The organism is Microbulbifer mixtoriginis (SeqCode) (genome assembly GCF_052466765.1).
In genome coordinates this window covers 2,261,529-2,285,410 of record NZ_CP174289.1, presented here as the reverse complement: position 1 = coordinate 2,285,410, position 23,882 = coordinate 2,261,529, and the positions used below count along the sequence as shown (strand labels likewise).

The 23,882-nt window shown below is 54.2% G+C and carries 24 protein-coding genes; 15 read left to right on the top strand and 9 right to left on the bottom strand.

Features of this window, described 5'->3' with window-relative positions:
- Nucleotides 1-32 precede the first annotated feature (32 nt).
- From dapF to lptM, 3 genes are all read right to left on the bottom strand, one after another.
- Complete coding sequence (gene dapF / locus ACJJIV_RS10025; RefSeq protein ID WP_444883415.1) at nt 33-863, bottom strand: diaminopimelate epimerase; 831 nt, start codon at nt 861-863, stop codon at nt 33-35.
- A 125-nt stretch (nt 864-988) separates the two neighbouring features.
- Nucleotides 989-2,242, bottom strand: a complete 1,254-nt coding sequence (gene lysA / locus ACJJIV_RS10020; RefSeq protein WP_444887767.1) for a diaminopimelate decarboxylase — start codon at nt 2,240-2,242, stop codon at nt 989-991.
- On the bottom strand, nt 2,239-2,559 hold the full coding sequence (gene lptM, locus ACJJIV_RS10015) for an LPS translocon maturation chaperone LptM (protein ID WP_252084151.1): 321 nt from the start codon (nt 2,557-2,559) through the stop codon (nt 2,239-2,241). Before lptM ends, lysA begins: the two co-directional genes overlap by 4 nt.
- A gap of 105 nt (nt 2,560-2,664) precedes the next feature.
- On the opposite strand from lptM, the gene cyaY reads away from it, so the two are divergent.
- Nucleotides 2,665-2,991 carry an iron donor protein CyaY gene (gene cyaY, locus ACJJIV_RS10010; protein WP_444883418.1) on the top strand — a complete coding sequence of 109 codons (327 nt, stop codon included), beginning with the start codon at nt 2,665-2,667 and terminating at the stop codon, nt 2,989-2,991.
- Between the two features lie 75 nt (nt 2,992-3,066).
- Here the strand turns inward: cyaY and argH are convergent, their stop codons facing one another.
- A complete protein-coding gene (gene argH / locus ACJJIV_RS10005) occupies nt 3,067-4,485 on the bottom strand; it encodes an argininosuccinate lyase (RefSeq protein WP_444891588.1) in 1,419 nt (472 codons plus the stop codon).
- Between the two features lie 89 nt (nt 4,486-4,574).
- Between argH and ACJJIV_RS10000 the strand changes: the two genes are divergently transcribed.
- The gene (locus ACJJIV_RS10000; RefSeq protein WP_444891587.1) at nt 4,575-5,732 is read left to right on the top strand and encodes a sensor histidine kinase; all 1,158 of its coding nucleotides are present in this window, start codon (nt 4,575-4,577) and stop codon (nt 5,730-5,732) included.
- Entirely contained in the window at nt 5,729-6,469 is a 741-nt protein-coding gene (locus ACJJIV_RS09995; protein ID WP_444891586.1) for a LytR/AlgR family response regulator transcription factor, read from the top strand. Before ACJJIV_RS10000 ends, ACJJIV_RS09995 begins: the two co-directional genes overlap by 4 nt.
- A 3-nt stretch (nt 6,470-6,472) precedes the next feature.
- On the opposite strand, the gene ACJJIV_RS09990 is transcribed toward ACJJIV_RS09995, so the two are convergent.
- The 4 genes from ACJJIV_RS09990 to ACJJIV_RS09975 form a co-directional block, all read right to left on the bottom strand.
- The gene (locus ACJJIV_RS09990; protein ID WP_444891585.1) at nt 6,473-7,081 is read right to left on the bottom strand and encodes a LysE family translocator; all 609 of its coding nucleotides are present in this window, start codon (nt 7,079-7,081) and stop codon (nt 6,473-6,475) included.
- An 11-nt stretch (nt 7,082-7,092) separates the two neighbouring features.
- Complete coding sequence (locus ACJJIV_RS09985) at nt 7,093-7,842, bottom strand: SDR family oxidoreductase (RefSeq protein WP_444891584.1); 750 nt, start codon at nt 7,840-7,842, stop codon at nt 7,093-7,095.
- A 247-nt stretch (nt 7,843-8,089) separates the two neighbouring features.
- A complete protein-coding gene (locus tag ACJJIV_RS09980; RefSeq protein ID WP_152450611.1) occupies nt 8,090-9,241 on the bottom strand; it encodes a PilT/PilU family type 4a pilus ATPase in 1,152 nt (383 codons plus the stop codon).
- 47 nt (nt 9,242-9,288) lie between these two features.
- A complete protein-coding gene (locus ACJJIV_RS09975) occupies nt 9,289-10,323 on the bottom strand; it encodes a type IV pilus twitching motility protein PilT (RefSeq protein WP_252084158.1) in 1,035 nt (344 codons plus the stop codon).
- A 69-nt stretch (nt 10,324-10,392) separates the two neighbouring features.
- On the opposite strand from ACJJIV_RS09975, the gene ACJJIV_RS09970 reads away from it, so the two are divergent.
- Both ACJJIV_RS09970 and ACJJIV_RS09965 read left to right on the top strand, forming a co-directional pair.
- Nucleotides 10,393-11,097 carry a YggS family pyridoxal phosphate-dependent enzyme gene (locus ACJJIV_RS09970; RefSeq protein WP_444891583.1) on the top strand — a complete coding sequence of 235 codons (705 nt, stop codon included), beginning with the start codon at nt 10,393-10,395 and terminating at the stop codon, nt 11,095-11,097.
- Between the two features lie 72 nt (nt 11,098-11,169).
- Nucleotides 11,170-11,454, top strand: a complete 285-nt coding sequence (locus tag ACJJIV_RS09965) for a hypothetical protein (RefSeq protein WP_252084160.1) — start codon at nt 11,170-11,172, stop codon at nt 11,452-11,454.
- Between the two features lie 59 nt (nt 11,455-11,513).
- On the opposite strand, the gene ACJJIV_RS09960 is transcribed toward ACJJIV_RS09965, so the two are convergent.
- Nucleotides 11,514-13,517, bottom strand: a complete 2,004-nt coding sequence (locus ACJJIV_RS09960) for a S9 family peptidase (protein WP_444891582.1) — start codon at nt 13,515-13,517, stop codon at nt 11,514-11,516.
- Between the two features lie 121 nt (nt 13,518-13,638).
- Between ACJJIV_RS09960 and proC the strand changes: the two genes are divergently transcribed.
- From proC to rho, 10 genes are all read left to right on the top strand, one after another.
- Complete coding sequence (gene proC, locus ACJJIV_RS09955; RefSeq protein WP_444891581.1) at nt 13,639-14,493, top strand: pyrroline-5-carboxylate reductase; 855 nt, start codon at nt 13,639-13,641, stop codon at nt 14,491-14,493.
- 63 nt (nt 14,494-14,556) lie between these two features.
- Nucleotides 14,557-15,165 (top strand): YggT family protein, encoded by a 609-nt coding sequence (locus ACJJIV_RS09950; RefSeq protein ID WP_252084163.1) that lies wholly within the window; start codon nt 14,557-14,559, stop codon nt 15,163-15,165.
- 150 nt (nt 15,166-15,315) lie between these two features.
- On the top strand, nt 15,316-17,283 hold the full coding sequence (locus ACJJIV_RS09945; protein WP_444891580.1) for a dynamin family protein: 1,968 nt from the start codon (nt 15,316-15,318) through the stop codon (nt 17,281-17,283).
- Between the two features lie 103 nt (nt 17,284-17,386).
- Complete coding sequence (gene metX / locus ACJJIV_RS09940; protein WP_444891579.1) at nt 17,387-18,592, top strand: homoserine O-succinyltransferase MetX; 1,206 nt, start codon at nt 17,387-17,389, stop codon at nt 18,590-18,592.
- Entirely contained in the window at nt 18,583-19,173 is a 591-nt protein-coding gene (metW, locus tag ACJJIV_RS09935; RefSeq protein WP_444891578.1) for a methionine biosynthesis protein MetW, read from the top strand. Before metX ends, metW begins: the two co-directional genes overlap by 10 nt.
- A 136-nt stretch (nt 19,174-19,309) precedes the next feature.
- Nucleotides 19,310-19,753, top strand: a complete 444-nt coding sequence (locus ACJJIV_RS09930; protein ID WP_444883429.1) for a DUF4426 domain-containing protein — start codon at nt 19,310-19,312, stop codon at nt 19,751-19,753.
- A gap of 130 nt (nt 19,754-19,883) precedes the next feature.
- Nucleotides 19,884-20,504, top strand: coding sequence for an RdgB/HAM1 family non-canonical purine NTP pyrophosphatase (gene rdgB, locus ACJJIV_RS09925; RefSeq protein WP_444891577.1), 621 nt, complete (start codon nt 19,884-19,886; stop codon nt 20,502-20,504).
- Nucleotides 20,494-21,708, top strand: coding sequence for a radical SAM family heme chaperone HemW (hemW, locus tag ACJJIV_RS09920; RefSeq protein WP_444891576.1), 1,215 nt, complete (start codon nt 20,494-20,496; stop codon nt 21,706-21,708). The genes rdgB and hemW overlap by 11 nt, the downstream gene beginning before the upstream one ends.
- A gap of 144 nt (nt 21,709-21,852) precedes the next feature.
- Nucleotides 21,853-22,182 carry a thioredoxin TrxA gene (gene trxA / locus ACJJIV_RS09915; protein WP_252084169.1) on the top strand — a complete coding sequence of 110 codons (330 nt, stop codon included), beginning with the start codon at nt 21,853-21,855 and terminating at the stop codon, nt 22,180-22,182.
- A gap of 372 nt (nt 22,183-22,554) precedes the next feature.
- The gene (rho, locus tag ACJJIV_RS09910) at nt 22,555-23,814 is read left to right on the top strand and encodes a transcription termination factor Rho (RefSeq protein WP_108731406.1); all 1,260 of its coding nucleotides are present in this window, start codon (nt 22,555-22,557) and stop codon (nt 23,812-23,814) included.
- Nucleotides 23,815-23,882: the final 68 nt, after the last annotated feature.

Here is a 23,882-nt window from a genome sequence, read left to right as displayed (position 1 = left end):
GAATTAGAGCTGAGGCTCGCCCGCTAAATTATTTAAACAATGATTTGCCCGTGGAAAACTGTAGTCGCGGGCCCGGTCATAGTAACCGGCTGATTCGGCCCACTCCAGTGGATTGTCAGGGACCCGCCGGGAAGGCGGATTTCCACCTGCTCATCCACCAGGTCGCGCAGGTGGGCATACACCATGGCTGCGCAGGCACCGGTGCCACAGGCGTGAGTTTCACCTACGCCGCGCTCAAATACACGCAACTGTGCCTGGCTGCGGGATTCGACTTGCAGGAAACCCACATTCACCTTCTGGGGGAAGCGGGGATGTGCCTCGATTAAAGGGCCGAGGGTCACTACCGGGGCGCTGTGAATGTCGTCGACCAACAGTATGGCGTGGGGGTTACCCATGGAGACTGCGCCGATGGTAAAGGTCTCGTCACTGGCTTCCAGCAGGTAGCTATCCGCACGGCGATCGGCATTGAACGGAATCTTCTCCGGCTCTAAAACGGGGGCGCCCATATCGACACTGACCTGGTCGTTATCCAGTACACGCAGGTGCAGCATACCCGCAGCAGTCTCGACCTTGAGCCGTTTTTTTCCCGTCAGGCGGCGTTCGCGTACAAAGCGGGCGAAACAGCGTGCACCATTGCCGCAGTTTTCCACCTCGCCGCCATCGGCATTAAAGATTCGATAGCGAAAATCTGCCTCTGGCCCCCGTGGCGGCTCTGCCAGTAGTACTTGATCACAGCCGATGCCTAGGCGCCGATCGGCGATTCGGCGAATTTTATCTGGTGACAGCTTGAGTCTCTGGCTGATGCCATCGAGCATTACAAAATCATTGCCGAGCCCATGCATCTTGCTGAATTTAACGCGCATTCCATTTCTCTGTAAAACTGATTGAGCGGGCCATCCTAGGGGTGCTCGCCACCGGTGACGCCGGCATTGCTGGCGCCCCGGAATTCTGTTGGTTGGTAATTAAGAGGCAAGGGTGACACAAAGCGTTAGACCTTTTCAGGCACCGGGGTCTCACCCCGAACCAGGTCGTCGAAAGTTTCCCGTGTGCGCACTAAATAGCTATTCTCGCCATCCACCAGCACTTCCGCTGCACGCGGGCGGCTATTGTAGTTGGAACTCATGGTAAAGCCGTAGGCGCCGGCGGACAGCATGGCCAGTAATTGCCCCTCGCGCAGAGCCAGGGCGCGGTTCTTGCCGAGGAAGTCACCAGTTTCGCAAACGGGGCCAACGATATCCCAGAGTGTGTCCTCACCGTCGCCCGGAGTAACCGGCACTATATCCTGCCAGGCCTGATAAAGGGCAGGGCGTAGGTTGTCGTTCATGGCGGCATCGACAATGGCGAAGTTGTGTCCTTCGGTGTGCTTCAGGTATTCAACCCGAGTTAACAGAACGCCGCCGTTAGCGGCAATCGAACGACCGGGTTCCAGTATCAGGCCCAGCTGGCGTTCGCCGATACGTTCCAGAACCGCTTGCAGATAGTCTGCAACTACTGGGGGCTCTTCACCCCGGTAGCGGACCCCGAGACCGCCGCCCAGATCCAGGTGTTCTAGCTGGATGCCTTCGGCGGAGAGGGTGTCCACCAGCATCAACAGCCGGTCGAGGGCATCTAGGAAGGGGGCCACCTCGGTGAGCTGGGAGCCGATATGGCAATCCACCCCGGTCACTCTCAGGTGAGGCGAGCGCGCTGCGTATAAATACACATCCAGAGCACTGCTGATGGCGACGCCGAATTTATTTTCTTTGAGGCCGGTGGAAATATAGGGGTGGGTTTGTGCGTCTACATCTGGGTTGACCCGCAGTGAGATTGGGGCAACAGCTTCGCACTCCGCCGCTACTTGCTCGAGGCGGCGCATTTCGGCCTCCGATTCGATATTGAAGCAGTGCACACCCACTTCCAGGCCACGGCGTATCTCGTCTGCGGTTTTACCCACACCGGAAAATACTATTCGCGAGGGATCTCCTCCCGCCAGCAATACCCTTTCGAGTTCGCCCCCGGAGACGATATCAAACCCAGCGCCAAGCTGGGCCAAAAGCGACAGGATACCCAGATTGCTGTTGGCCTTCACCGCATAGCAGATCAGGCCGGGGTGGCTGCCCAGTGCTTCGGCATAGGCTTGATATTGGCGCTCGAAGTGGGCGCGGCTATAGACGTAGGTGGGGGTTCCGAAACGCTCGGCGACCTCTTCCAGTGATACCTGTTCTGCCCACAGGCTGCCTTGGCGATAACTGAACTCACTCATTTCTGCGGTGCTTGCTCCTCTGGGTAGCCCTCTTCCGGGTAGTCTTCTGGCGTAGAGTAATCCCCGGGTTCTGAATAGTCGTTTGGTTCGGAGTACCCTTCCGGTACAACAGTTTCTCCGGCTGGAACAAGTACCGGCTCATCCGGCTCCACCGCAGTGCTACTAGTGGGCACCGTAGTGGGCGGGCCTGTGGTGATAGCTGGCGCGGGTTCGGCCGGCGCCTGAGGCAGGTACAGCGGTCCTTTCTGACCGCAGCCACTGAGGAGTGCGGATGCACTCAGCAGGGCGCAAAGGGGGTAGAGCATTTTCTTTGGCATGGGTGACATCCTGCACTCGGGCTTTAGAGCTGTGTTCGGCAAAAGCCTGATAGTATAGCGAGCCAATAGATTGAACACAGTAGACGGTAACAGAAGTAATAAAAGATGAGCCAAACGGAATATGAAGCGGCCATTGAGCATACCCTGATGGCGATTGAGGATGCCCTGGACGATTGTGACTGGGATATCGATTACGAGCGCAGTGGTGCCGTGCTCACCCTGACCCTGGAGGATAATGGCAGTCAGGTTATTCTCTCCCGGCAATCTGCCAATCAGGAACTTTGGGTAGCTGCCAAGTCGGGCGGTTACCACCTCACGTTTACCGCGCCCGGCTGGAAATGCAGTACCACCGAGGAAAATCTACCGACCCTGCTCAATCGCGTGCTGAGCGAGCAGCAGGGTGAATCGGTCGAACTGGGATTACCGCAGTAATCCCGGTTTACTGATCGGCCGTACCCCAGGGGCCCGGATGCAAAAAACGGGCTCCTAGTCCTGCTGGGGTCTGCCTTAATGACGCCCTTCAATTTGCATTCGTGCTTGTGCACAGGCAGCGCGAACCTGATCGGGAGCGGTGCCGCCGATATGGTTACGAGCGGCTACTGAGCCTTCCAGGGTGAGCACTTCAAAGACATCCGCACCGATATCAGCAGAGAATTGCTGCAGCTGCTCTAAGCTCAGCTCCGCTAGGTCTTTCTGCTGTTCAATGGCAAAGGAAACCGACTGGCCGACGATCTCGTGGGCATCGCGGAAGGCAATGCCTTTGCGCACCAGATAATCCGCCAGGTCGGTTGCAGTGGAGAAACCCTTGGCGGCTGCCGCCAGCATGTTTTCTTTTTTTGCCTTGAGTGCGGGCACCATATCCGCAAAGGCGCGCAGGCAGTCCAGTGCGGTATCGGCAGCGTCGAACAAAGGCTCTTTATCTTCCTGGTTGTCTTTGTTGTAAGCCAGGGGCTGGCTTTTCATCAGGGTCAGTAGTGCAATCAGGTGGCCGTTCACACGGCCAGTCTTACCGCGTACCAATTCGGGCACATCCGGGTTTTTCTTTTGCGGCATAATTGATGAGCCGGTACAGAAGCGATCCGGTAGGTCGATAAAGTCGAACTGGCTAGAAGCCCAGAGCACCAGTTCCTCGCTGGCGCGGGAAAGATGGGTGAGCAGTAGGGCGGTGAAGGCGCAGAATTCAATGGCGAAATCTCGGTCGCTCACCGAGTCCAGGGAGTTCTCGGTCGGAGCATCGAAGCCCAGCAATTCGGCAGTGCGCGCGCGGTCGATTGGGTAGCTAGTGCCGGCCAGTGCTGCGGCACCCAGGGGCGAGCGATTGACTCGTTTGCGGCAATCCATCAGGCGCTCGAAATCCCTGCTGAGCATGGCATTCCAGGCCAGCAGGTGGTGGCCGAAGGTCACCGGCTGCGCGCTTTGCAGGTGGGTAAAGCCGGGCATAATGGTATCGGCTTCGCGTTCGGCCAGGTCTACCAACCCGGTTTGTAGCCGGGTTAATTCGGCGCCGATCCGGTCGATGCGGCCGCGCAGCCACAGGCGGATATCGGTGGCGACCTGGTCGTTGCGGGAGCGGCCAGTGTGCAGTTTTTTACCGGTGGCACCGATGCGTTCGGTCAGGCGCGCCTCGATATTCATATGCACATCTTCCAACTGCACCGACCAGGGAAAGTCACCCGCCTCAATTTCCACTGCGATCTCTTTCAGGCCATCGGCAATCTGGTGATATTCATCACCGCTCAATACCCCAACCTCGGATAGCATCTGTGCATGAGCGAGGGAACCCTGAATATCTTCCAGCGCCATGCGCTGATCGAAGGTGACAGAGGCAGTGAATCGCTCTACGAAAGCGTCGGTGGCTTCGCTGAAACGGCCGCCCCAGAGTTTGGCGGCGGGATTAGTGACGGAGTCGGGTTTGTCGTTGCTCATGGTTTTCCTGGCTGCAGTGAGGTGAAAGGCCGGGGAGCTTGGTGGTATCGTGCGCTTTGAATATAGGGACAATCAAGAATAACAACTGCATGTCATTTCCCAGGCCGTCGGGCATTATATCGCAGAAGATTCGAAAAACTGACACTGATAGCAAGGATTCTGCGCTTTGCGGGCAGGTGCCTTTTCTTCCGGATTTATGCAGTGTCACCGCCCTGGCCGTATTGGTGTTGATGGGGGAATTACTGGCCCTGGTTCTGGTGCTCGCCTTGGACGGGCTGCACGACTTCAGTTGGCAGCGCCTTGGCCTAGTGTCCCTGGTGATTCAGTGGGTGATATTGCCCTGTGCCGCCGTGCTTTGCCGGCTGCGCCCCTATCTAGCCAAGTTACCCCACAAACATGCCGGCGCTATCAGCTTTATCGCGGTGTTGGGCGTGCTTGGATTAGTAATGGGGATTCAGCGCTATGTGCGTGCTCTATTGCTGCAGGCGGATTTCGACTGGTGGGGACTGGCTAGTGATTGTCTCCTTGGGGCTATCTGCGCCGGGGTGGTATTGCGCTACGCCTATTTACAACAGCAGTTATACAACCAGCAACAGGCGGAACTGGGCGCGCGTATCGAGGCGTTGCAGTCGCGTATACGACCGCACTTTTTGTTTAACAGCATGAATAGCCTGGCCAGCCTGATCGCGGTAGACCCAGATCGCGCTGAGCGTTTGGTGGAAGATTTGTGCGTGTTGTTTCGGGCCAGCCTCGCTGACCCAAAGCTGGTGCCGCTGTCGCAGGAAATACAATTGTCCCAACGTTATCTGGAGATTGAGGCTCTGCGCCTGGGCGAGCGTTTGCAGCAGCAATGGCAGCAGCAGGGTACTTTGGAGGATATACAAGTACCCAGCATGTTGTTGCAACCATTGCTTGAGAATGCCGTTTTACACGGTGTGGCACAGCTGCGTGAGGGCGGCACAATTACCGTGGCTGTGAAAACCGAAGGCGGTGTTCTGTACATTGATATTGAAAACCCACTTCCGGCAGACACTGTGCACTTCACCAGGGAAAGCAACGGGATGGCAGTGGAGAATATTCGCCAGCGCCTTGCCGCCTATTACGGTGATCGCTTCAAGTTTACCGCCGGTCGGGTGGGGGACCACTACCGAGTGCAGCTACAACTACCCTTGTTCCCCCGGGAGGTGGTTCAGCGTGAAACAAAACCGACCATAAATTCCAGTAGAGATACTGAGGTGATGGAGTGACCCAGTTGCGAGTCCTGATTGTCGATGATGAACCCCTGGCCCGCGCGCGGCTGCAGCGGCAGTTGTCTACAATCGAAAATTGTATTCCTGTTGGTGAGGCGGCAGATATTGAATCCGCGTTGATGCAGGTGCAGATACTGGACCCAGACCTGGTCTTGCTCGACATAGAAATGCCTGGCGGCAGCGGCTTGGAATTGGCCCAGCAGCTTTCCACACGCGAGTGCCCACCCGCGATAATTTTTTGCACCGCCCACGATGAGTTCGCCCTGCCGGCCTTCGCCACCGCCGCGGTGGGTTATCTACTCAAGCCTGTCAGCGTGGAGCAGTTGCGCCAAGCGCTGGCAAAGGTGCAGTGCCTCAATAAACCCCAACAAAAACTTGTTAGAGGTGACGAGAAGGGTCGCGGTCGCAGCCGTATCAAAGCGGTGAGCCGTATGGGGGTCGAGCTATTGGAAGTGGACAGCATTCGTTGTTTGGTTGCCGACAGCAAATATGTGGTGGCCCATCACCCTGCCGGTGAGACGATTCTTGATGAGTCATTAAAAGAGTTGGAAAGCGAATTTGCCGAGCGCTTTGTTCGAGTGCACCGCAGTGCACTGGTGGCAGTAGCATTTATTACAGGCTTACGCAGAGACGGAGCGAATTATCGGGTGGAGCTGGAAGGGGTAACACAAGCCCCATTGGTAAGCCGGCGTATGCTGTCTTCGGTAAAAAACCTGATCACGGAGATTTGCTAGTAGCTAAACCATTCCGCGCAGGAACACGATTAGCACAGCTGCTACCATCAGCAGGGCAAAGCAAACTCTGATTATTCGTGCCTGTTTAGGTTTATGAAAAACCGGTCGCAAACTTCCTCCCAAACATAGCCAGATAAAATCGACCACAGCCGCGACTATCAAACAGACCAGTCCAGTAGCAATGTAACTTAAGTTGCTTTCTTCAATTGGCAGTAAAAATTGGGAAAAGATGGCAAAGAAGGCGGCATAAGCTTTTGGGTTTAGTAGATTAAAAATAAACCCATCCAACAGTGATGGCGCTTGAGTTTTCGCTGATGGGTTTTTCTCCATTACCGGGGCTGTGGCAATTTTTATGGCGATATAGCCAATATACAAAGCCCCGCAAAGTTGTACGGCAAAGCGCGCCTCGGGCCAGGTTGCCAGCAGGGCCGCTATCCCGGCGGTTGCGCCCATAATTGCAACGCTTAGCCCCAGTAGGATACCGATAAGAAAATGGCTACTTTTCCTGATCCCAAAAGTTGCCCCAGAAGCGGCCAGCGCAAGTGGGGCGGGACCGGGGGAGCCAAGTAGTAGAGCTGTTGCTGCAACAAGGGAAAAAAGTGCTTCCAACATATATTCTTATCTTATTTTCCGCCTGCGACATCAATAAATGAGCCGGTTGTAAAGGTTGATTCATCACCGAGAAGCCAGGCCACAGCCTTAGCCACTTCTTCTGCTTGCCCGCCACGTTTGAGTGGAATTGCAGACTTTACTCGCTCAATTCTATCTGGTTCGCCGCCATCAGCATGCATTTCCGTGTAAATAAAACCCGGTCTTACACCGTTCACCCGAATTCCCTCACCGGCGACTTCTTGGCTGAGCCCGATGGTTAGAGTGTCTACAGCACCTTTGCTAGCCGCGTAATCGATATATTCGTTAGGTGACCCTGAACGGCTGGCGGCGGATGAGATATTGACAATAGTTCCTCCGCTGCCCCCGCTTTTTGTTGACATCCTCTTAATCGCCTCGCGACAGCAGAGCAATGTACCGGTAATATTGGTCCGAAGGATCTCGTTGATACGCTGAGAATCCATTAATTCAACACGCATCTGCGGTTTAATGATTGCGGCATTGTTTACCAAGCTGTTAATCGGGCCGAGATTTTGGTCAACCTTTTCGAATAGACGGACAATCTCATCTTCTGAAGTGATATCGGCACGTGCCGCTATTGCAGTAACGCCCAAAGATTGAAGTTCATTTACTAGGTCTTCCGCTTGCTTTCTTCGTTCCCGATAGCTGATGGCAATCTGATATCCACGTTGAGCCAGTAGTTTTGCTGTGGCGGCACCGATTCCCCGGCTGCCTCCGGTTATCAAGGCAACTTTATTTTTCATTTCTATGGCCGCGATGAAGTGAGTAATTCGGTGAGGGGAGGAGAAGGGTAAGGAAATATTGTTCCCCAAGTCAAACAGTAGGTTGGGGCCCTGAGTATCTTGGAATAAAGCAGCTCGTAAATTATTGAGCGCAGCTTGCTGTGGACTTATCGGGAAATTAAAAGCGGTTTTTTCACATGAGAACCGTTTACAGGTGTTAGGGCGTTGATTTTTCTGTAAACGGTTCTTGGGTAGCTAAGTAGTAACCTTAGTAAAGTTGCGGCCCACCATCGCCGTACTCAGAGTCATTTTGTAGACTCAACTCGCCGGCGGCGCTGTTTAAATACTCCGCATCGGATTCAGACTTAAGCTTGATCATCAGGCGCAAGTCGTTGGCGGAGTCGGCGTGGGCGAGGGCGTCCTCGTAAGTAATTTCGCCGCGATCGTAGAGTTCATACAGCGCCTGGTCGAAGGTCTGCATGCCCTGTTCGCCGGAGCGTTTCATCAACTCCTTCATCTTGTGCACCTGGCCTTTGCGCACCAGGTCTGACATCAACGGCGTGTTGATCATAATTTCCAGACAGGCGCGGCGGCCATCGCCATCCGGTGTTGGTACCAGCTGCTGGGCAACCATGGCCTTAAGGTTCAGGGACAGATCCATAAACAGCTGTTGGTGACGGTCTGCCGGGAAGAAGTGAATGATCCGGTCGAGGGCTTGGTTGGCATTGTTGGCGTGCAGTGTACACAGGCACAGGTGACCAGTTTCGGCGAAAGCAATGGCGTGCTCCATCGTTTCGCGGGAGCGCACCTCACCAATCAGGATGACATCTGGCGCTTGACGCAGAGTGTTCTTCAAGGCGATTTCAAAGGAGTCGGTATCCAGACCCACTTCGCGCTGGGTCACAATACAGCCGCGGTGCTGGTGGATAAATTCGATTGGGTCCTCAATGGTGATGATATGACCCTTGGTGTTCTCATTGCGGTGGCCGATCATCGAGGCCAGGGAGGTGGACTTACCGGTACCGGTGGCACCTACAAAAATAATCAGCCCGCGCTTGGTCATGGCCAGATCTTTGAGTACATCCGGCAGGCCGAGGCCGTCAATGGTGGGGATTTTTGTTTCGATGCGTCGTAGCACCATACCCACCAAGTTGCGCTGGAAGAAAGCCGACACCCGGAAACGGCCCACGTTGCGTACCGCAATGGCGAAGTTTAATTCCTTCTTCTCGGCGAACTCACGGCGCTGTTTCTCATTCATGGTGCCCACTACTAGCTCGCGGGCTTTTTCTGGGGTGAGGGCACTGCTACTGCAAGGCACCACGCGGCCGTGCAGTTTGATGGAAGGCGGTACGCCGGCGGTGATAAACAGATCCGATGCACCTTTCTCTACTACCAGCTGTAGGAGTCTTTCTATATCCATGATTGTTACCGCGTATTATTTTTTGACTGAAGAGGGGCCGTTAATGCTTAGAAGTTTTCTGGCATCTTGGCTTTTTCCCGCGCGACTTCGCGGCTGACGATACGTCGCGCCACCAGGTCTTCCAGGCACTGGTCCATGGTCTGCATACCAACGCTGGCACCAGTCTGGATGGCGGAGTACATCTGCGCGATTTTGTCTTCGCGGATCAAGTTGCGGATTGCGGGAGTGCCGCGCATGATCTCGTGGGCAGCGACACGGCCACCGCCGTTTTTCTTCAGCAGTGTCTGCGAGATTACCGCTTGCAGAGATTCCGATAGCATGGAGCGCACCATGGCTTTTTCCTGTGCCGGGAACACATCCACCACCCGGTCGATAGTCTTGGCGGCGGAGGTGGTATGCAGGGTGCCGAATACCAAGTGGCCGGTTTCCGCTGCGGTCAATGCCAGGCGAATAGTTTCCAGGTCACGCATCTCACCCACCAGAATGATATCCGGGTCTTCACGCAGGGCCGAGCGCAATGCTTCCGCGAAGCCGTGGGTATCTCTATGCACTTCGCGCTGGTTCACCAGGCATTTTTTGGATTCGTGCACGAATTCGATGGGGTCCTCAATGGTGAGGATATGCTCGTATTTGTTGTCGTTGATATAGTCCATCATCGCGGCGAGGGTGGTGGACTTACCGGAGCCGGTGGGCCCTGTGACCAAGACCAGGCCGCGCGGAGTATCGGAGATTTGTTTGAACACTTGGCCCATGCCCAGATCCTCCATGGTTAAAACCTTGGAGGGAATGGTCCGGAATACGGCACCGGCACCGCGGTTGTGGTTAAAGGCGTTCACACGAAATCGGGCTACACCAGGTACCTCGAAAGAGAAGTCGGTCTCGAGAAATTCTTCGTAGTCCTTACGTTGCTTGTCGTTCATGATCTCGTAGATCAAACCGTGCACCTGCTTGTGTTCCATGGCTGGCAGGTTGATACGGCGCACGTCGCCATCCACACGGATCATCGGCGGAAGGCCTGCGGAGAGGTGCAGATCCGAAGCGTTTTGTTTGGCGCTGAAGGCGAGGAGTTCAGTGATATCCATACTGCTACCTTATGGTTCTTGTTTGGGCTCAGGTAAAATCGCCACTCATTTCGGTAAGGGCCTCAGTATATGCGCAAAGCGACAATCGTCGAAAACCTGAATGCAGTAGGTGAGCGGATTGTGACCTGCTGCAACAACTGCGATCGCGATCCTGCAGAAATCACTCTGCTGGCGGTTTCCAAGACCCGCCCAGCGGAGGATTTGCGTATCGCCTATGCGGCCGGTCAGCGACACTTTGGCGAAAACTATTTGCAGGAAGCCCTGGAAAAACAGGATGCCCTACAAGATCTGGATATCCATTGGCATTTTATCGGGCCATTGCAGTCGAATAAGTCTCGCGCGGTAGCCGAGCACTTTGATTGGATGCATACGGTGGATCGTCTAAAGATCGCCCAGCGTCTGTCATCCCAGCGGCCAACTAATTTGGCTCCCCTCAATATCTGTCTGCAGGTCAATATCGATAATGAGCAGAGCAAGTCTGGCATAGCTCCACAGGATTTGGAGGCACTGGCGCGGGAAATAGTGCAATTGCCGGGGCTGCGCCTGCGTGGTTTGATGGCGATCCCCGCGGCGCGACAGACAGTACAGGCGCAACACCAACCTTTTTTAGAGATGGCGCGCCTGCTGCATTCTCTGCAAGAGTTATTTCCCAACGAGGAGCTGGATACACTTTCCATGGGTATGTCCGCCGATATGGAGGCGGCGATTGCCTGCGGTGCGACCATTGTGCGCATCGGCACAGATATTTTTGGCGCGCGCAATTACTCTGAATGAAAGATCCTATTTTTATCCGAACGCTTGCCCGAAGTTCTAGGGCTGAGTTCGTGGGGAAAGTGTAAGAGACCAATGAAACGCTCAGGGACTCTCGAAGTGATATTGCTGGGGTTGACGCTATGCGCAGTGATTTCCCTGTCTATGGCGCACACCCTGCTGGTGACCTGGATGGCCTTGGAATGGCTGGCTTTTCTTTGCCTGCTTTCCTTTGCGCTACCTAAGGTCACACTGATCACCAATTTCTTAGACCGCACCGTCTCCCAGGCCCTGTGGCCTGAGAGCCGGCACTGGTTATGGATACTTGCCATAGCGCTCAACCTGATCGCTGTTGTGGAAACATTGAGTTTAAGGCCTTAAAAACTAAACGGCCCACTGGGCCGTGTATTAAGCATTACGATTTATAAGAGCCTTTGGCACTACTCAACTAAAGTCAGTTTTTCCTTCTGTGTTTCGTCGAGCAAGTGTTCGGCAAAAAACAATGCGGTAGCCTGGGTGAAGACATCATTGTTTTCCTTTTTACGGTAGCCGTGCCCCTCATTTAACGCATTCATGTACCAAACCTGGTTACCGCTTGCTCGCAGTGCCGTCACGATCTGTTCCGCTTCTGTGACGGGGACGCGAGGGTCGTTTTGTCCCTGCACCACAAACATGGGGACCTGGATTTTCTCCACATGGTTGTTAGGGCTGATACCTTCCAGGAATTCGCGCATTTGCGGATCGCGCTCGTCACCGTATTCCACACGGCGCAGGTCCCGGCGATAACTCTTGGTATTGGTGAGAAAGGTGACAAAATTGGAGATACCGACAATATCCACAGCCGCTTTTAAACGATCCGAATAGTGAACGCTGCTGGCCAGTACCATATAGCCGCCGTAGCTACCACCGAAGACGGCAACCCGCTTGGCATCCAGGTCCGGCTGGGTGGCGATCCAGTCCAATAGCGCGCCAATGTCTTTCACCGAATCTTCACGCTTGTAGCCGTTGTCCATGGCCAGGTAACTTTTTCCGTAGCCGGCGGAGCCGCGCACATTAGGAGCGATCACTGCAGCCCCCAATTTCTTCAACCACAGTTGGTACTTGCTGGAAAACAGTGGGCGGTACTGAGCTTCGGGGCCACCGTGAATGGAAATAATGACCGGCACAGGCGCCTTTATATCGCGTGGTTTGTAGACGAAGGCGGGAATCTTGCGTGGCTCGCCATTTACCTTATCGAAAGTGGGGTAGTGCACCAGCTTGGGCTCGATAAATTGCTCGGTATCCAGGCCGCCCACCTCACTAAATGTCCAGCGGTTCAGATCGCCACTGGATAGGGGGCGCCGGCCCAGATCCAAAACAAAGGTATCAGTGGGGGTTTTGGGGGTGTTCAGTGATAACGCTAACTTGTCTCCGCTGGGGTTGAACTCGATACCGCCGATCACACCAATAGGTAGTGTGTCGACTTTGCGGTAGCGATCATTGCGCGGATCGTACAAGTACAGTGCCGACATGCCGTTCTCGTTGGACACGAAAGCACCGCGGCGGCCGTCCTCACTAAGGACAAAGCTGCTGATATCCCAGGGAATACCGGCGCTAATAATTTTCTCATCGCCGCTGGCTAGATCTTTGCGGATCAGTTGGGTGAACTCGCCATTTTTATCGCTAACGAGGTATATGGAGCGGTCGTCGTAGCTAAAGCCGGCGGGAAAGTTGCGAGAGTCTTTTTCATCATCACCGGAGAGCAATGTTATTTCGCCGCTGTCCAGGTCCAACAGGTGAACTTTAGAGCGGGTGGAAGAAATATATTGCAGAACCAGTAGCTGGCTGCCGGATTGAGAGAAGTCACTGGGTCCCCACCAGCTACCATCCTCCGATTTTAGTATCAGGCGATCTTCATTTTTCTTGTCGCCAATCATAGTCAGCCAGATATCGTTGGCCCTACCATCGCGGCGGGTGCTTTGGTAAGCCAGGGCCGAGCCCTGCTTATTCCAAAGAATGGCACCATTGCGAGATTCGCCATCGCTGAGCATCTTGCTCTTACCGTTGGTACTGTCAAATAGGAAAATCTGCGCATATTCGTTGCCGCCGGCGTCCATGGTGTAGGCCAGCTGTCGGTGCTGGGGGCGGGTAAGTACTTCCCCAATTGGTTCGTCAAAAAAAGTCAGCTGGCGGCGGGCTCCTCCAGCGCGCTCTACCTTGTGCAGCTGGTTTACTTCGCCAAAGCGGGTACTGATATACATACCGCTGCCTTGCATATCCCAGCCGCGAAAACTGGCTGAGCGCACATTCTGGTAGCGGTCGAGCTCTTCCACCAGGCTCGCTGGAATTGGGGGAATGTCCTGTAACTGCAGCTGGCCATTGTTCTCGGTGCGGGTCTCCACTCCATGGGCAACAGCAGCCGCGCTGAGCATTGCGGCGGTCACCAAATAGCGCCATTTCAACATAGTGTTCTCCTTGGCTAGCGCGCTGGGGCGCGCTTCTCTTGTTATTGGAATTGAGCGACCACATATTATCGGAATCCCTGCGGGGTATAACAGCCAGTAAAACTCACAGAGAATGAGGCGAATGCTCGCCGAGGTAACCCAAGTGACTGCAACAAATCCCAAAATTGTTTTTATCGGCGGTGCCGGAAATATGGCCGGTGCGGTAATCGGTGGCCTGCTGGCGGCGGGATACCCGGCCGATAGAATTGTGGCTACCGGGCGTGATCCCCTCAAACTTGAGGCGTTTGCCAAGCGCCACAATACCGTGGTGCACAGTGACAATATCGTCGCAATCGATGGCGCGGATGTTATCGTTTTGTCGGTAAAACCCCAGGTGATGCGCGATCTGTGCATGGATTTGCGCCCCCACTTGAAAGGACGCAAGCCGCTGATTATTACTTTGGCCGCAGGTATTCCCTTGGCCGCCTACCAGCGTTGGCTGGGGGAGCATCTGCCGATTGTACGCGCTATGCCCAATACGCCGGCTCTAGTGCAGAGTGGGGTGACCGGGTTGTTTGCAGATGAGGCGGTAACTGCGGAGCACCGCGCCATTACTGCGCGCATAGTCAACGCAGTAGGTATCTCCCTATGGGTGGATAAAGAAGAGGGCATCGACCAAGTGATCGCTGTGGCAGGGTCGGCGCCGGCGTACTTCTTTCAGTTTATGGAGGCGATGATCGACGCCTCCGCAGCCAGTGGCTTTGCCCGCGCCGATGCCGAGCGCCTCGTGTTGCAAACTGCCCTGGGCGCCGCCAAACTGGCCATGACCAGTGATGTAGATGTAGCCCAGTTGAAGCGCAATGTGATGTCGCCGGGTGGTACCACCGAGCGCGCTGTGCAGCGCTTTGAGCAGGGCGGCCTGCCGCAGTTGGTGGCCGATGCCATGCGCGATTGTGCCGAGCGCGCTGCAGAGATGGCTCGCGAACTGGACCAATAAACTTATCAACACAATAAATGGTGCAGGCTGCGCCGCGAGTTGATCACTCTTTAGGGATTTTCAATGACAAGTACCTTCAGCAACATCGGTGTTTTCCTGGTGGCTACCCTGGGTATCCTCTACCTATTTGCGGTATTGATGCGTTTTTTGCTGCAATTGGCCCGGGCAGACTTCTATAACCCGATTTCTCAGGGCATCGTTAAAGTTACCAATCCGCTACTACTGCCCCTGCGCAAGGTGGTGCCGGGTCTCTTCGGCGTGGATATGGCCTCGGTAGTGCTGGCCTTGCTGGTGGGTCTAGTGATGATACTGGTTTGCGGTGCGTTTGCCGGATTTGGTCTTTTCAATCCCCTGAGTGCACTGCTGTGGTCTCTGATCGGCTGTGTCGCTACCGTGATCGCGGTCGTGTTTGTGGGAATGCTGATTTCCATTGTGTTCAGCTGGATCGCTCCGCAGAGCAGCCACCCAGCACTGATGCTACTGCGCCAGTTGCTAGAGCCCTTCTGCGCACCGGTACGCCGCTTGATTCCGCCTTTGGGGGTGATCGATATCAGCCCTATCTTCGTGTTTATTTTACTTACTGTGGCGGATAAGTTGCTATTAGGCTTTGCCAGTATGGCCAATATGCCGCGCTTTGTTTATAGCCTTTTCTGGCATATTCCCGGTTTTTAAATTGACTACTGTGCGCTTTTCTTCCACCGCGCGCACTGGATCGCATTTGGCGCGGTGTTAGACTTTTATACTAACGGCTACCGGACCAACTCAGCTTTGAGTGTTTTGGGTCGGTAGCCCGCAGAGTATAAATTACAAGAATACTGTGAAATGGAAGACGCACTCCTACGCCAACATATCTCTGAATACGACCGCTGGAAAAAGAATCTGGATCGACAATTCGCCCAGTTCAGTCAGTGGTTACAGCAGCATTTCCCCAACTCTGCCGGCGCCTGCCAAGTTGTACAACAGGCCCGTGCGCTTCTCAGCGATGATCAGTTCACCTTGGTGTTTGTGGGGGAATTTTCCCGTGGCAAAACCGAGCTGATCAATGCCCTCTTGGCGCAGACCTACGGTCAGCGGCTGCTACCCTCCAAACCCGGCCGCACCACCATGTGCCCAACGGAGATCTTTAGCGATGGCGGAGAGCGCGCCAGCCTGCGCCTGTTGCCCATTGAGACCCTGGCGACCAATACCAGCCTTGAGAGCTTCCGGCGAATTCCACAGAAGTGGGTCACGCACGAGTTCGACGCCAATAATCCCGATGCGACCCGCGAAGCTTTACTAAAAGTGGCCGCCACCAAATCGGTGTTGCCGGAGGAGGCTGCGCGTTATGGCTTCGATCGCCGCCACCTGGATGACAAAGGCAATTTGGTGGAAATTCCCGCCTGGCGCTATGCGCTGATCTGCCTGCCACATCCACTGCTAGATCAAGGCCTGCGGATTATTGACACACCGGGACTCAACGCTCTGGGCAATGAGCCGGAACTGACTCTGAGCACACTGCCTGGCGCCCAGGCCGTCGCATTTCTGCTGGCCGCCGATGCCGGTGTCAGTGGCACTGATATGAATATGTGGGAGACCCACCTGGCTCCTCTGCGTGAACATCGCGGCACTCCGGTTATGGCGCTGCTGAATAAAGTGGATGTGCTTTGGGATGACCCAGATGAAGATGCGCAGCAACTGTTGCGGCGCATGCGTTCTCAGGTCGCAAAATTACTGTCCCTGCCACAGGAGAGTGTCACCGGAGTCTCGGCAAAAATGGCCCTGTTAGCGCGTCAACAGCAGGATGTCGAACTTTTGCGCAACAGCTGTTTTACTGATTTTGAAAAGCTGTTGGTTCAACGTTTGCTGGAGCACCGCCAAAAAGTGGCGGAACACCGCTCTCTGCACCAGGCCCTGACGTTGATGGCGGATACCCGCGATCTGCTCAAGCGCCGGCTCAACAGCGGCCGTGCCGCGCTGATGCATTTGCAGCGCAATAGTGCCAGCACTGAGGAGCAACTGACCGAGTTGGGCCAGTTGCAGCAGACTGTGCGTGAGCAACATAAGCTCTGCCATCAGGAGTTACTCACCCTAAAGTCCAGCCAGCGCATGCTAATGCGGCAGAGTACGGCCCTACTCGCGCCTATTACCATACAGCAGCTGCAACGGTTGGTTGATGAAACCAGTAAGGCGCTGCATAAGCGTTGGACACCCATGGGACTTGCCAAGGCCATCGATACCTTTATGGAGGGAGTCGATTGCCAGTTAGCCACCTTAGAGCGGGAAGTGGATCAGGCGAATCGACTGTTGGATGCGATTTTTGAGCGTTCCAGCCTGAAGAAGGTGGACAGTGCCGAACAGTACTTCACCATTCGCCAATTCCGTATCACCCTGCGCGGCCTACACCGCCAGGCGGCCCAGCTGCGACGCTCCCCACAGCTTTTACTGGCGCGGCGCAACCGTTTGAGCGAGCGTTTTGTTACGACCCTGGCCAGTGAGGTAGGGCGCCTTTATAGCGAAATGGGTGCCGCGGCAGAAAACTGGCTTGAGCAGGCGCTGGAACCACTCAAGCAACATACGCAATACCAAAAACATCTTCTGAATCGGCACTTGATCAAATTGACCGAGCTGAAGCAGAAAACCCGAAGTCGGCACACCGATTTGCGTACCCTAGAGGATGAGGTACTGCGCAATGATCGGGCCCTGTCCGCACTGGAGGACTTGCTGCGCTACAGTACTTCGGCACCACAGCCTTTGGCGCCAGCGCCGCGCGTGCACAATGTCACCCCACTGAAACCAGCTCTGACGACTTAACACTCTCGCCGGCGGTTGCTAATTGTCATAAGTTGCAGCACTCCCGTACACTTGCTGCAGTGACAATAACCAACCGCCAAATAACCCGACAGATATAATTACTTTGTCCACGGAAAACTCCAGCCCCTCCCGCGAGGCACCCACTACAGCAGATCACGGCTCTGTAGGTCTTGTAACAGCAAAGAGCCATAAGTTTTGTGAACCTCTGCAGTTGGCCTGCGGGCGTGTTTTACAGGACTACACCTTAGTCTATGAAACCTATGGCGTAATGAATGCCGATAAAAGTAACGCGGTGTTGATTTGCCATGCGTTATCCGGTCACCACCATGCTGCGGGCAGACACAGCCCCGAGGACAAGCGCCCAGGGTGGTGGGACCACTATATCGGTCCCGGCAAGCCCATCGATACCAATAGGTTTTTTGTGGTGGCGGTCAATAACTTGGGCGGCTGCCATGGTTCTACCGGACCCGTCTCTATCAATCCCGCCACGGGTAAACCCTGGGGCCCGGATTTTCCCTCCTTGCGAGTGCGCGATTGGGTACACAGCCAGGCGCGCTTGGCAGATATTCTTGGCATAGAGCAGTGGGCCGCAGTGATTGGTGGCAGCCTGGGGGGAATGCAGGCCATGCGTTGGTCTCTGGAGTACCCGGAACGCTTGCGCCATTGCGTGGTGATTGCTTCTGCGTTGAAACTCTCGGCGCAGAATATTGCTTTCAATGAGACCGCACGTCAGGCGATAACCTCGGATCCGGATTTCTGTGCAGGGCGCTATCTGGAGGAGGGGAAACTGCCTCGTGGAGGTTTGGCTGTCGCGCGCATGATTGGCCACATTACCTATCTTTCCGATGATGGTTTGGCGCATAAATTTGGTCGTGAACTGCGTTCCGGCAGCTTCCAGCAGGGCGTTGACGAAGAGGTGGAGTTCCAGATTCAGAGTTATTTGCGTTACCAGGGTGATAGCTTTTCCAGCAGTTTCGATCCAAATACCTACATCCTTATGACACGAGCGCTGGATATTTTTGATCTCGCACGGGAGTACAACGACGACCCGGTAGCGGCTTTTGCCCATGCGCGTTGCCGCTTCCTGTTGATCTCCTTCACTTCGGACTGGCGCTTCGCCCCCAGCCGCTCGCGGGAAATCGCCGATGCGTTGATGCACGCCAATCAAGCGGTGAGTTATGCAGAAATAGAGTCCGCCATGGGACACGATGCCTTCCTGTTGCCAAATAAGCGCTACGAGGGCGTCTTTCGTGCCTACATGCAGCGTGTAGCGCTGGAGCACAAAGCAGGGCAGCCCGTATGCGTATAGATCTCAATGTAATCCAAGACTGGATAGCACCCGCAAGCCGAGTACTCGATCTGGGCTGTGGTGATGGTGAACTGCTGGAACAGTTGCAGAAGAACAAAGACGTTGTCGGTTACGGACTGGAAATAGATGCGCAGCAGATACACTGCTGTGTGCAGCGTGGGGTCAATGTCGTCGAGCAAAACCTCGATGCGGGGCTTACCAATTTCGCCGATGCCAGTTTCGATACCGTGGTAATGACCCAGGCCCTGCAAACGTTGAGGCACCCGCATCTGGTGGTGGGTGAAATGTTACGAGTTGGGCACGACTGTATTATCACCTTCCCCAACTTTGGCCAGTGGAAGGCCCGCTGGCACCTGGCTTTTTCTGGGCGTATGCCGGTTTCCGATTTATTACCATTTGAATGGTATGACACACCCAATATTCATTTTTGTACTTTTCGAGACTTCGAGGTGCTGTGCGGGCAGAACGATTGGACTATTTTGCACCGCCAGGTAGTATCTGAGTCGAAATTAGGGGTGGTCTTTAAAGACTTTTTGCCAAATTTATTCGGTGAGACCGCGATATACCACCTGACTCGCTAAACTAATATTTGCGCCAAGTTTTTGTTCCGGGTCTCTGGGGCAAACTGCTGATATGGGTGGTTATCGATCTGGCCAAACCGCCGGGTCTGCCCGGTTATTCAGTTGAAAGGGCGCTCATAACAATTGGAGGTGACCCGTGAACCGCATCTTTAATGTCGCTGCCGCTCTTACGCTGCTCTTCCTGACCGCTAGTGCCATGGCACAACAAGCCCGTGTTATTAAGAATTATGAGGACTTCGGAGATTACCGGGTGATTTTCTCGGTGTTCAACAGTGACTTTATCCAGCCGGATATCGCCCAGCAGTACCAACTGGTGAGGGCTAAAGACCGCGCCTACGTGAATGTCTCTGTGGTGAAAAAAGATGGTGGTACCAAGGGCCTCAGTGCGGAGATGTCCGGCAATGCGACAAACCTGATTCAGCAGTCGAGACCGCTGAAGTTTAAAGAAATTCGGGAAGGCGACGCGGTTTACTATTTGGCACCCTTGCGCTTTGAAAAAGAGGAAACTCTCACCTTCAATGTGGATGTGACCCTGCCCAATGGCAAGAAACAGACAATTTCCTTCCGTCGCAAGCTCTAGCGGCAATGGTGAATGATCTGAGTGAGCGATTCTCTCTGTTTATACGGCTGCAAGCTGTGTGATCAAGAAAGACTTCTCAATTAAACTGAATCCTTTGCGGGCCCAGAGCCCGTTTTTTATTTGATACAGCATGTTAAAAAGAATTGTTTTGGCCAGCGGTAACGCCGGCAAATTGCGAGAATTTTCCCAACTCTTCAACAGCTGGGACATCGAGGTTCTGCCACAGTCTGAATTCGGTGTGAGTGATGCAGAGGAGACCGGGCTCAGCTTTATTGAAAATGCCCTGATTAAAGCACGTCACGCCAGCCGGATTAGCGGCCTCCCGGCGCTAGCCGATGACTCTGGGTTGGCAGTGGATGTGCTCGGTGGTGCGCCGGGAATCTATTCGGCGCGATATTCCGGCGAGGGTGCTACGGATGCACGCAATAACAACAAGCTGCTTGAGGCCTTGCAAGGGATCGAAGAGGTGCGTCGTGGTGCCAGTTTTCATTGTGCACTAGCCTTTGTACGCAGTTTTGATGACCCTGTCCCCCTAGTATGTAGTGCCCAGTGGCGTGGCCGTATACTCACTGAGCCTGCCGGTGAGCAGGGCTTTGGCTACGACCCCCTGTTCTTTGTGGATGCGGAAGGGATGACCTCTGCGCAGATGCCGAGAGAGCTGAAAAACCGCATTAGCCACCGCGCCCAGGCAGTGGTGGCATTTGAAACGATGTGGCAGGAAACTATGCTGGGTACCGATCTTGCAGGATAGAAACCATAGTTTGCAGTTACCGCCGCTTAGCCTTTACGTACATATCCCCTGGTGTGTGCGCAAATGTCCCTACTGTGATTTCAACTCCCACCAGGCGAGCAGAGATCATACGGATACGGAGTATGCTCTCCCACAGGCGGACTATGTGGCGCAACTGCGCCGTGATTTGATCAGCCAGCTGCCTTGGGTGCAGGGACGCAAGCTGCGCTCGATTTTCTTTGGTGGTGGTACCCCGAGCCTGTTTTCTCCCGAAGCAATCGGCCAGATCCTGATAATGGCTGAGGAGCTGGTTGGCTTCAGTGAGAATATTGAAATAACTTTGGAAGCCAATCCGGGTACTTTCGAGCAGGCTAAATTCACCGGCTATCGGGCCGCAGGGGTTAATAGACTCTCGATTGGCGTGCAGAGTTTTAGCAGTAGCCAGTTGCACAATCTGGGCCGTATCCACAGCGGTGAAGAGGCCAGTGAGGCCCTAGGGATGGCGCGGAAGGCCGGCTTCGATAATATCAATCTCGATCTGATGCATGGCCTGCCTGGACAGACAGAGGCTGAGGCTCTGGAAGACCTGCAGTGCGCTGTCTCCCTGGCGCCTGAACATATCTCCTGGTACCAATTAACCATTGAGCCCAATACAGCGTTCTACAGCGCTCCCCCCTCGACACCGGGTTCACAGCTGATCGCCAGTATGCAGAGCCACGGGCGCGAGTTCCTTGCCTCGGAGGGATACTTTCGCTACGAGGTGTCCGCCTACAGTGGCAGGGGGCTGGAGTCGCGCCACAACCTCAACTATTGGGGCTTTGGCGATTACCTGGGTATTGGTGCCGGAGCCCACGGCAAGGTCAGCTTGCCCGCAGAAGGGAAGATATTGCGCAGTCGCCGTACGCGAACTCCAAGAGACTACCTATCGATTGCACCCCAGGGGGGGGAGTTGTTGCAGCGCGCACTGGCTGAGCCCCATATTGATTCAATAGAGTCCAGCGATTTGCCCCTTGAGTTCTTGATGAACGCCCTGCGCCTGGTCGAGGGTGTACCGGTAGATACTTTTGAGCGCTATACCGGCCTATCATTGGAGGCTCTGCAGCGACATTGGCCGGGGCTGATGGCTATGGATCTGGTACAGCCGCTGGAGCGCCGTATTGCTGCCAGTGCCTTTGGCTTTGACTATCTTGATGAAATTCTTCAGCGGTTTTTGGAGCAGGCCTGATATCTGAGCAGGGCTTGAAAACGGAATTAATGCCCCAAACTCTGGGCTGATCGGCGCAATACAGCTGTATTACCACAGCCGGCATCGTGAGATGATGCGCCTGCGGTGTCCCCGCATCGAGTAACTAAAGAACAGGAAAGCATTATGAGCGAGCACGCAATCATCAACGTAACCGACGCTGAGTTTGAAGCCGAGGTTCTCAAGGCTGAAGGTCCGGTGCTGGTGGACTTCTGGGCGCAATGGTGCGGTCCGTGCAAAATGATCGCTCCGGTCCTGGAAGACCTCTCTGGTCACTATGGCGAAAAATTGAAAATCGTCAAAGTTGACGTGGATGCCAACAAAGAAACCCCGGCAAAGTACAATGTACGCGGTATTCCTACCCTGCTGCTGTTTAAAGGTGGCAATGTGGAAGGCACTAAGGTTGGCGCCCTGTCTCGCGCCCAGTTGACCGAGTTTATCGATAGCCAGCTTTAATCCCGGTTAATTCATCCTGCAAAGAAGGCAAATTTCTTTGCAGGATGGGAAACACCCGTTATACTGGCTGTAATTCTGTAATAGTTCAGTCAGCTGTGAATCCAGTGACGACCAGCTGAAGAAAACGCCCCCCCATAGGTCCCTGACTATTCCCGGCGTATTTATTCCTCGAATTGAGCTTAATTGAGACGGCTTTCCCTATAACGTTTAGTGTTGGAAAGCTAAAGCCAATGAGTATTACGCTTTTGAAAGGCATGGAGTCCTGGAGTACCGGGCAAATAAACGAGCAAATCTCTGATTTTCAAACCCCTCCTCAAATTATTTCCGGCGTGTCCGCGCCAATGACAACAGAAACCTTAATAAGCAATTGGTATGAATCTCTCCGAATTAAAAACCAAACCCATTGAAGAGTTGATTGAAATAGCCAAAGGCATGGGCCTGGAAAACCTGGCCCGGTCGCGTAAACAGGATATTATTTTTAATATTCTCAAACGCCACGCCAAAAGCGGTGAAGATATTTACGGTGATGGCGTATTGGAAATCCTTCAGGATGGTTTTGGATTTTTGCGTTCCGCTGATTCCTCCTATCTTGCGGGTCCGGATGATATCTATGTTTCCCCCAGCCAAATTCGTCGATTTAATTTGCGCACGGGTGACTCAATTTCCGGAAAAATTCGCCCACCAAAAGAGGGTGAGAGATATTTCGCTCTATTAAAGGTTAACGAAATTAATTTCGATAAACCGGAAAATGCCCGCAATAAGATTCTTTTTGAAAACCTCACCCCGCTTTTCCCCAACGATCGCTTAACCCTGGAATGTGGAAATGGCTCTTCCGAAGACCTGATTGGCCGCATTATTGATCTGGTTGCGCCGATTGGTAAGGGCCAGAGGGGTTTGATCGTGGCGCCGCCAAAAGCCGGTAAAACGATTATGTTGCAGAATATGGCTCAGGCTATCACGCGCAACAATCCGGAGTGCCACCTTATTGTCCTGCTGATCGATGAGCGCCCGGAAGAAGTTACCGAAATGCAGCGCTCGGTGCGCGGAGAAGTGGTTGCCTCTACATTTGATGAGCCTCCGGCACGTCACGTACAGGTTGCCGAGATGGTTATCGAAAAGGCCAAGCGCCTGGTAGAGCACAAGAAAGACGTGGTCATCCTGTTGGACTCTATTACCCGTCTGGCGCGTGCCTATAACACCACGGTACCCAGTTCCGGTAAGGTATTGACTGGTGGTGTGGATGCCCACGCCCTCGAGAGACCTAAGCGTTTCTTCGGCGCCGCACGGAATATTGAAGAAGGCGGAAGTCTGTCTATTATTGCTACTGCACTGATTGATACTGGCTCGAAGATGGACGAGGTGATTTTCGAGGAGTTTAAAGGCACGGGTAATATGGAGTTGCAGTTGGATCGTAAGATCGCGGAAAAACGTGTTTATCCGGCAATTAATGTTCGACGCTCGGGAACACGTCGAGAAGAGCTGCTGATGCCTGAGGGCGAGCTGCAGCGGGTATGGATCCTGCGCAAGTTACTACATGATATGGAAGATGTAGCCTCAACTGAATTCCTGGTGGACAAGCTGAAAGACTTCAAGACAAATGACGAATTCTTCCTGTCCATGAAACGGAAATAATTTTTTTATATAAAAGGCGCCCATATCGGCGCCTTTTATATTCTGGTTTGCACAAAGTGATTATTTGC

Coding starts and splice junctions, on each gene's coding strand:
- ACJJIV_RS10000 (WP_444891587.1), top strand. CDS start 4,575: ATGTCATTTCCCAGGCCGTCGGGCATTATATCGCAGAAGATTCGAAAA.
- ACJJIV_RS09950 (WP_252084163.1), top strand. CDS start 14,557: ATGACAAGTACCTTCAGCAACATCGGTGTTTTCCTGGTGGCTACCCTG.
- ACJJIV_RS09990 (WP_444891585.1), bottom strand. CDS start 7,081: ATGTTGGAAGCACTTTTTTCCCTTGTTGCAGCAACAGCTCTACTACTT.
- lysA (WP_444887767.1), bottom strand. CDS start 2,242: ATGAGTGAGTTCAGTTATCGCCAAGGCAGCCTGTGGGCAGAACAGGTA.
- argH (WP_444891588.1), bottom strand. CDS start 4,485: ATGAGCAACGACAAACCCGACTCCGTCACTAATCCCGCCGCCAAACTC.
- proC (WP_444891581.1), top strand. CDS start 13,639: ATGCTCGCCGAGGTAACCCAAGTGACTGCAACAAATCCCAAAATTGTT.
- ACJJIV_RS09960 (WP_444891582.1), bottom strand. CDS start 13,517: ATGTTGAAATGGCGCTATTTGGTGACCGCCGCAATGCTCAGCGCGGCT.
- dapF (WP_444883415.1), bottom strand. CDS start 863: ATGCGCGTTAAATTCAGCAAGATGCATGGGCTCGGCAATGATTTTGTA.
- ACJJIV_RS09975 (WP_252084158.1), bottom strand. CDS start 10,323: ATGGATATCACTGAACTCCTCGCCTTCAGCGCCAAACAAAACGCTTCG.
- ACJJIV_RS09945 (WP_444891580.1), top strand. CDS start 15,316: ATGGAAGACGCACTCCTACGCCAACATATCTCTGAATACGACCGCTGG.
- lptM (WP_252084151.1), bottom strand. CDS start 2,559: ATGCCAAAGAAAATGCTCTACCCCCTTTGCGCCCTGCTGAGTGCATCC.
- rho (WP_108731406.1), top strand. CDS start 22,555: ATGAATCTCTCCGAATTAAAAACCAAACCCATTGAAGAGTTGATTGAA.
- rdgB (WP_444891577.1), top strand. CDS start 19,884: ATGTTAAAAAGAATTGTTTTGGCCAGCGGTAACGCCGGCAAATTGCGA.
- cyaY (WP_444883418.1), top strand. CDS start 2,665: ATGAGCCAAACGGAATATGAAGCGGCCATTGAGCATACCCTGATGGCG.
- ACJJIV_RS09980 (WP_152450611.1), bottom strand. CDS start 9,241: ATGGATATAGAAAGACTCCTACAGCTGGTAGTAGAGAAAGGTGCATCG.
- trxA (WP_252084169.1), top strand. CDS start 21,853: ATGAGCGAGCACGCAATCATCAACGTAACCGACGCTGAGTTTGAAGCC.
- ACJJIV_RS09970 (WP_444891583.1), top strand. CDS start 10,393: ATGCGCAAAGCGACAATCGTCGAAAACCTGAATGCAGTAGGTGAGCGG.
- metW (WP_444891578.1), top strand. CDS start 18,583: ATGCGTATAGATCTCAATGTAATCCAAGACTGGATAGCACCCGCAAGC.
- ACJJIV_RS09965 (WP_252084160.1), top strand. CDS start 11,170: ATGAAACGCTCAGGGACTCTCGAAGTGATATTGCTGGGGTTGACGCTA.
- ACJJIV_RS09985 (WP_444891584.1), bottom strand. CDS start 7,842: ATGAAAAATAAAGTTGCCTTGATAACCGGAGGCAGCCGGGGAATCGGT.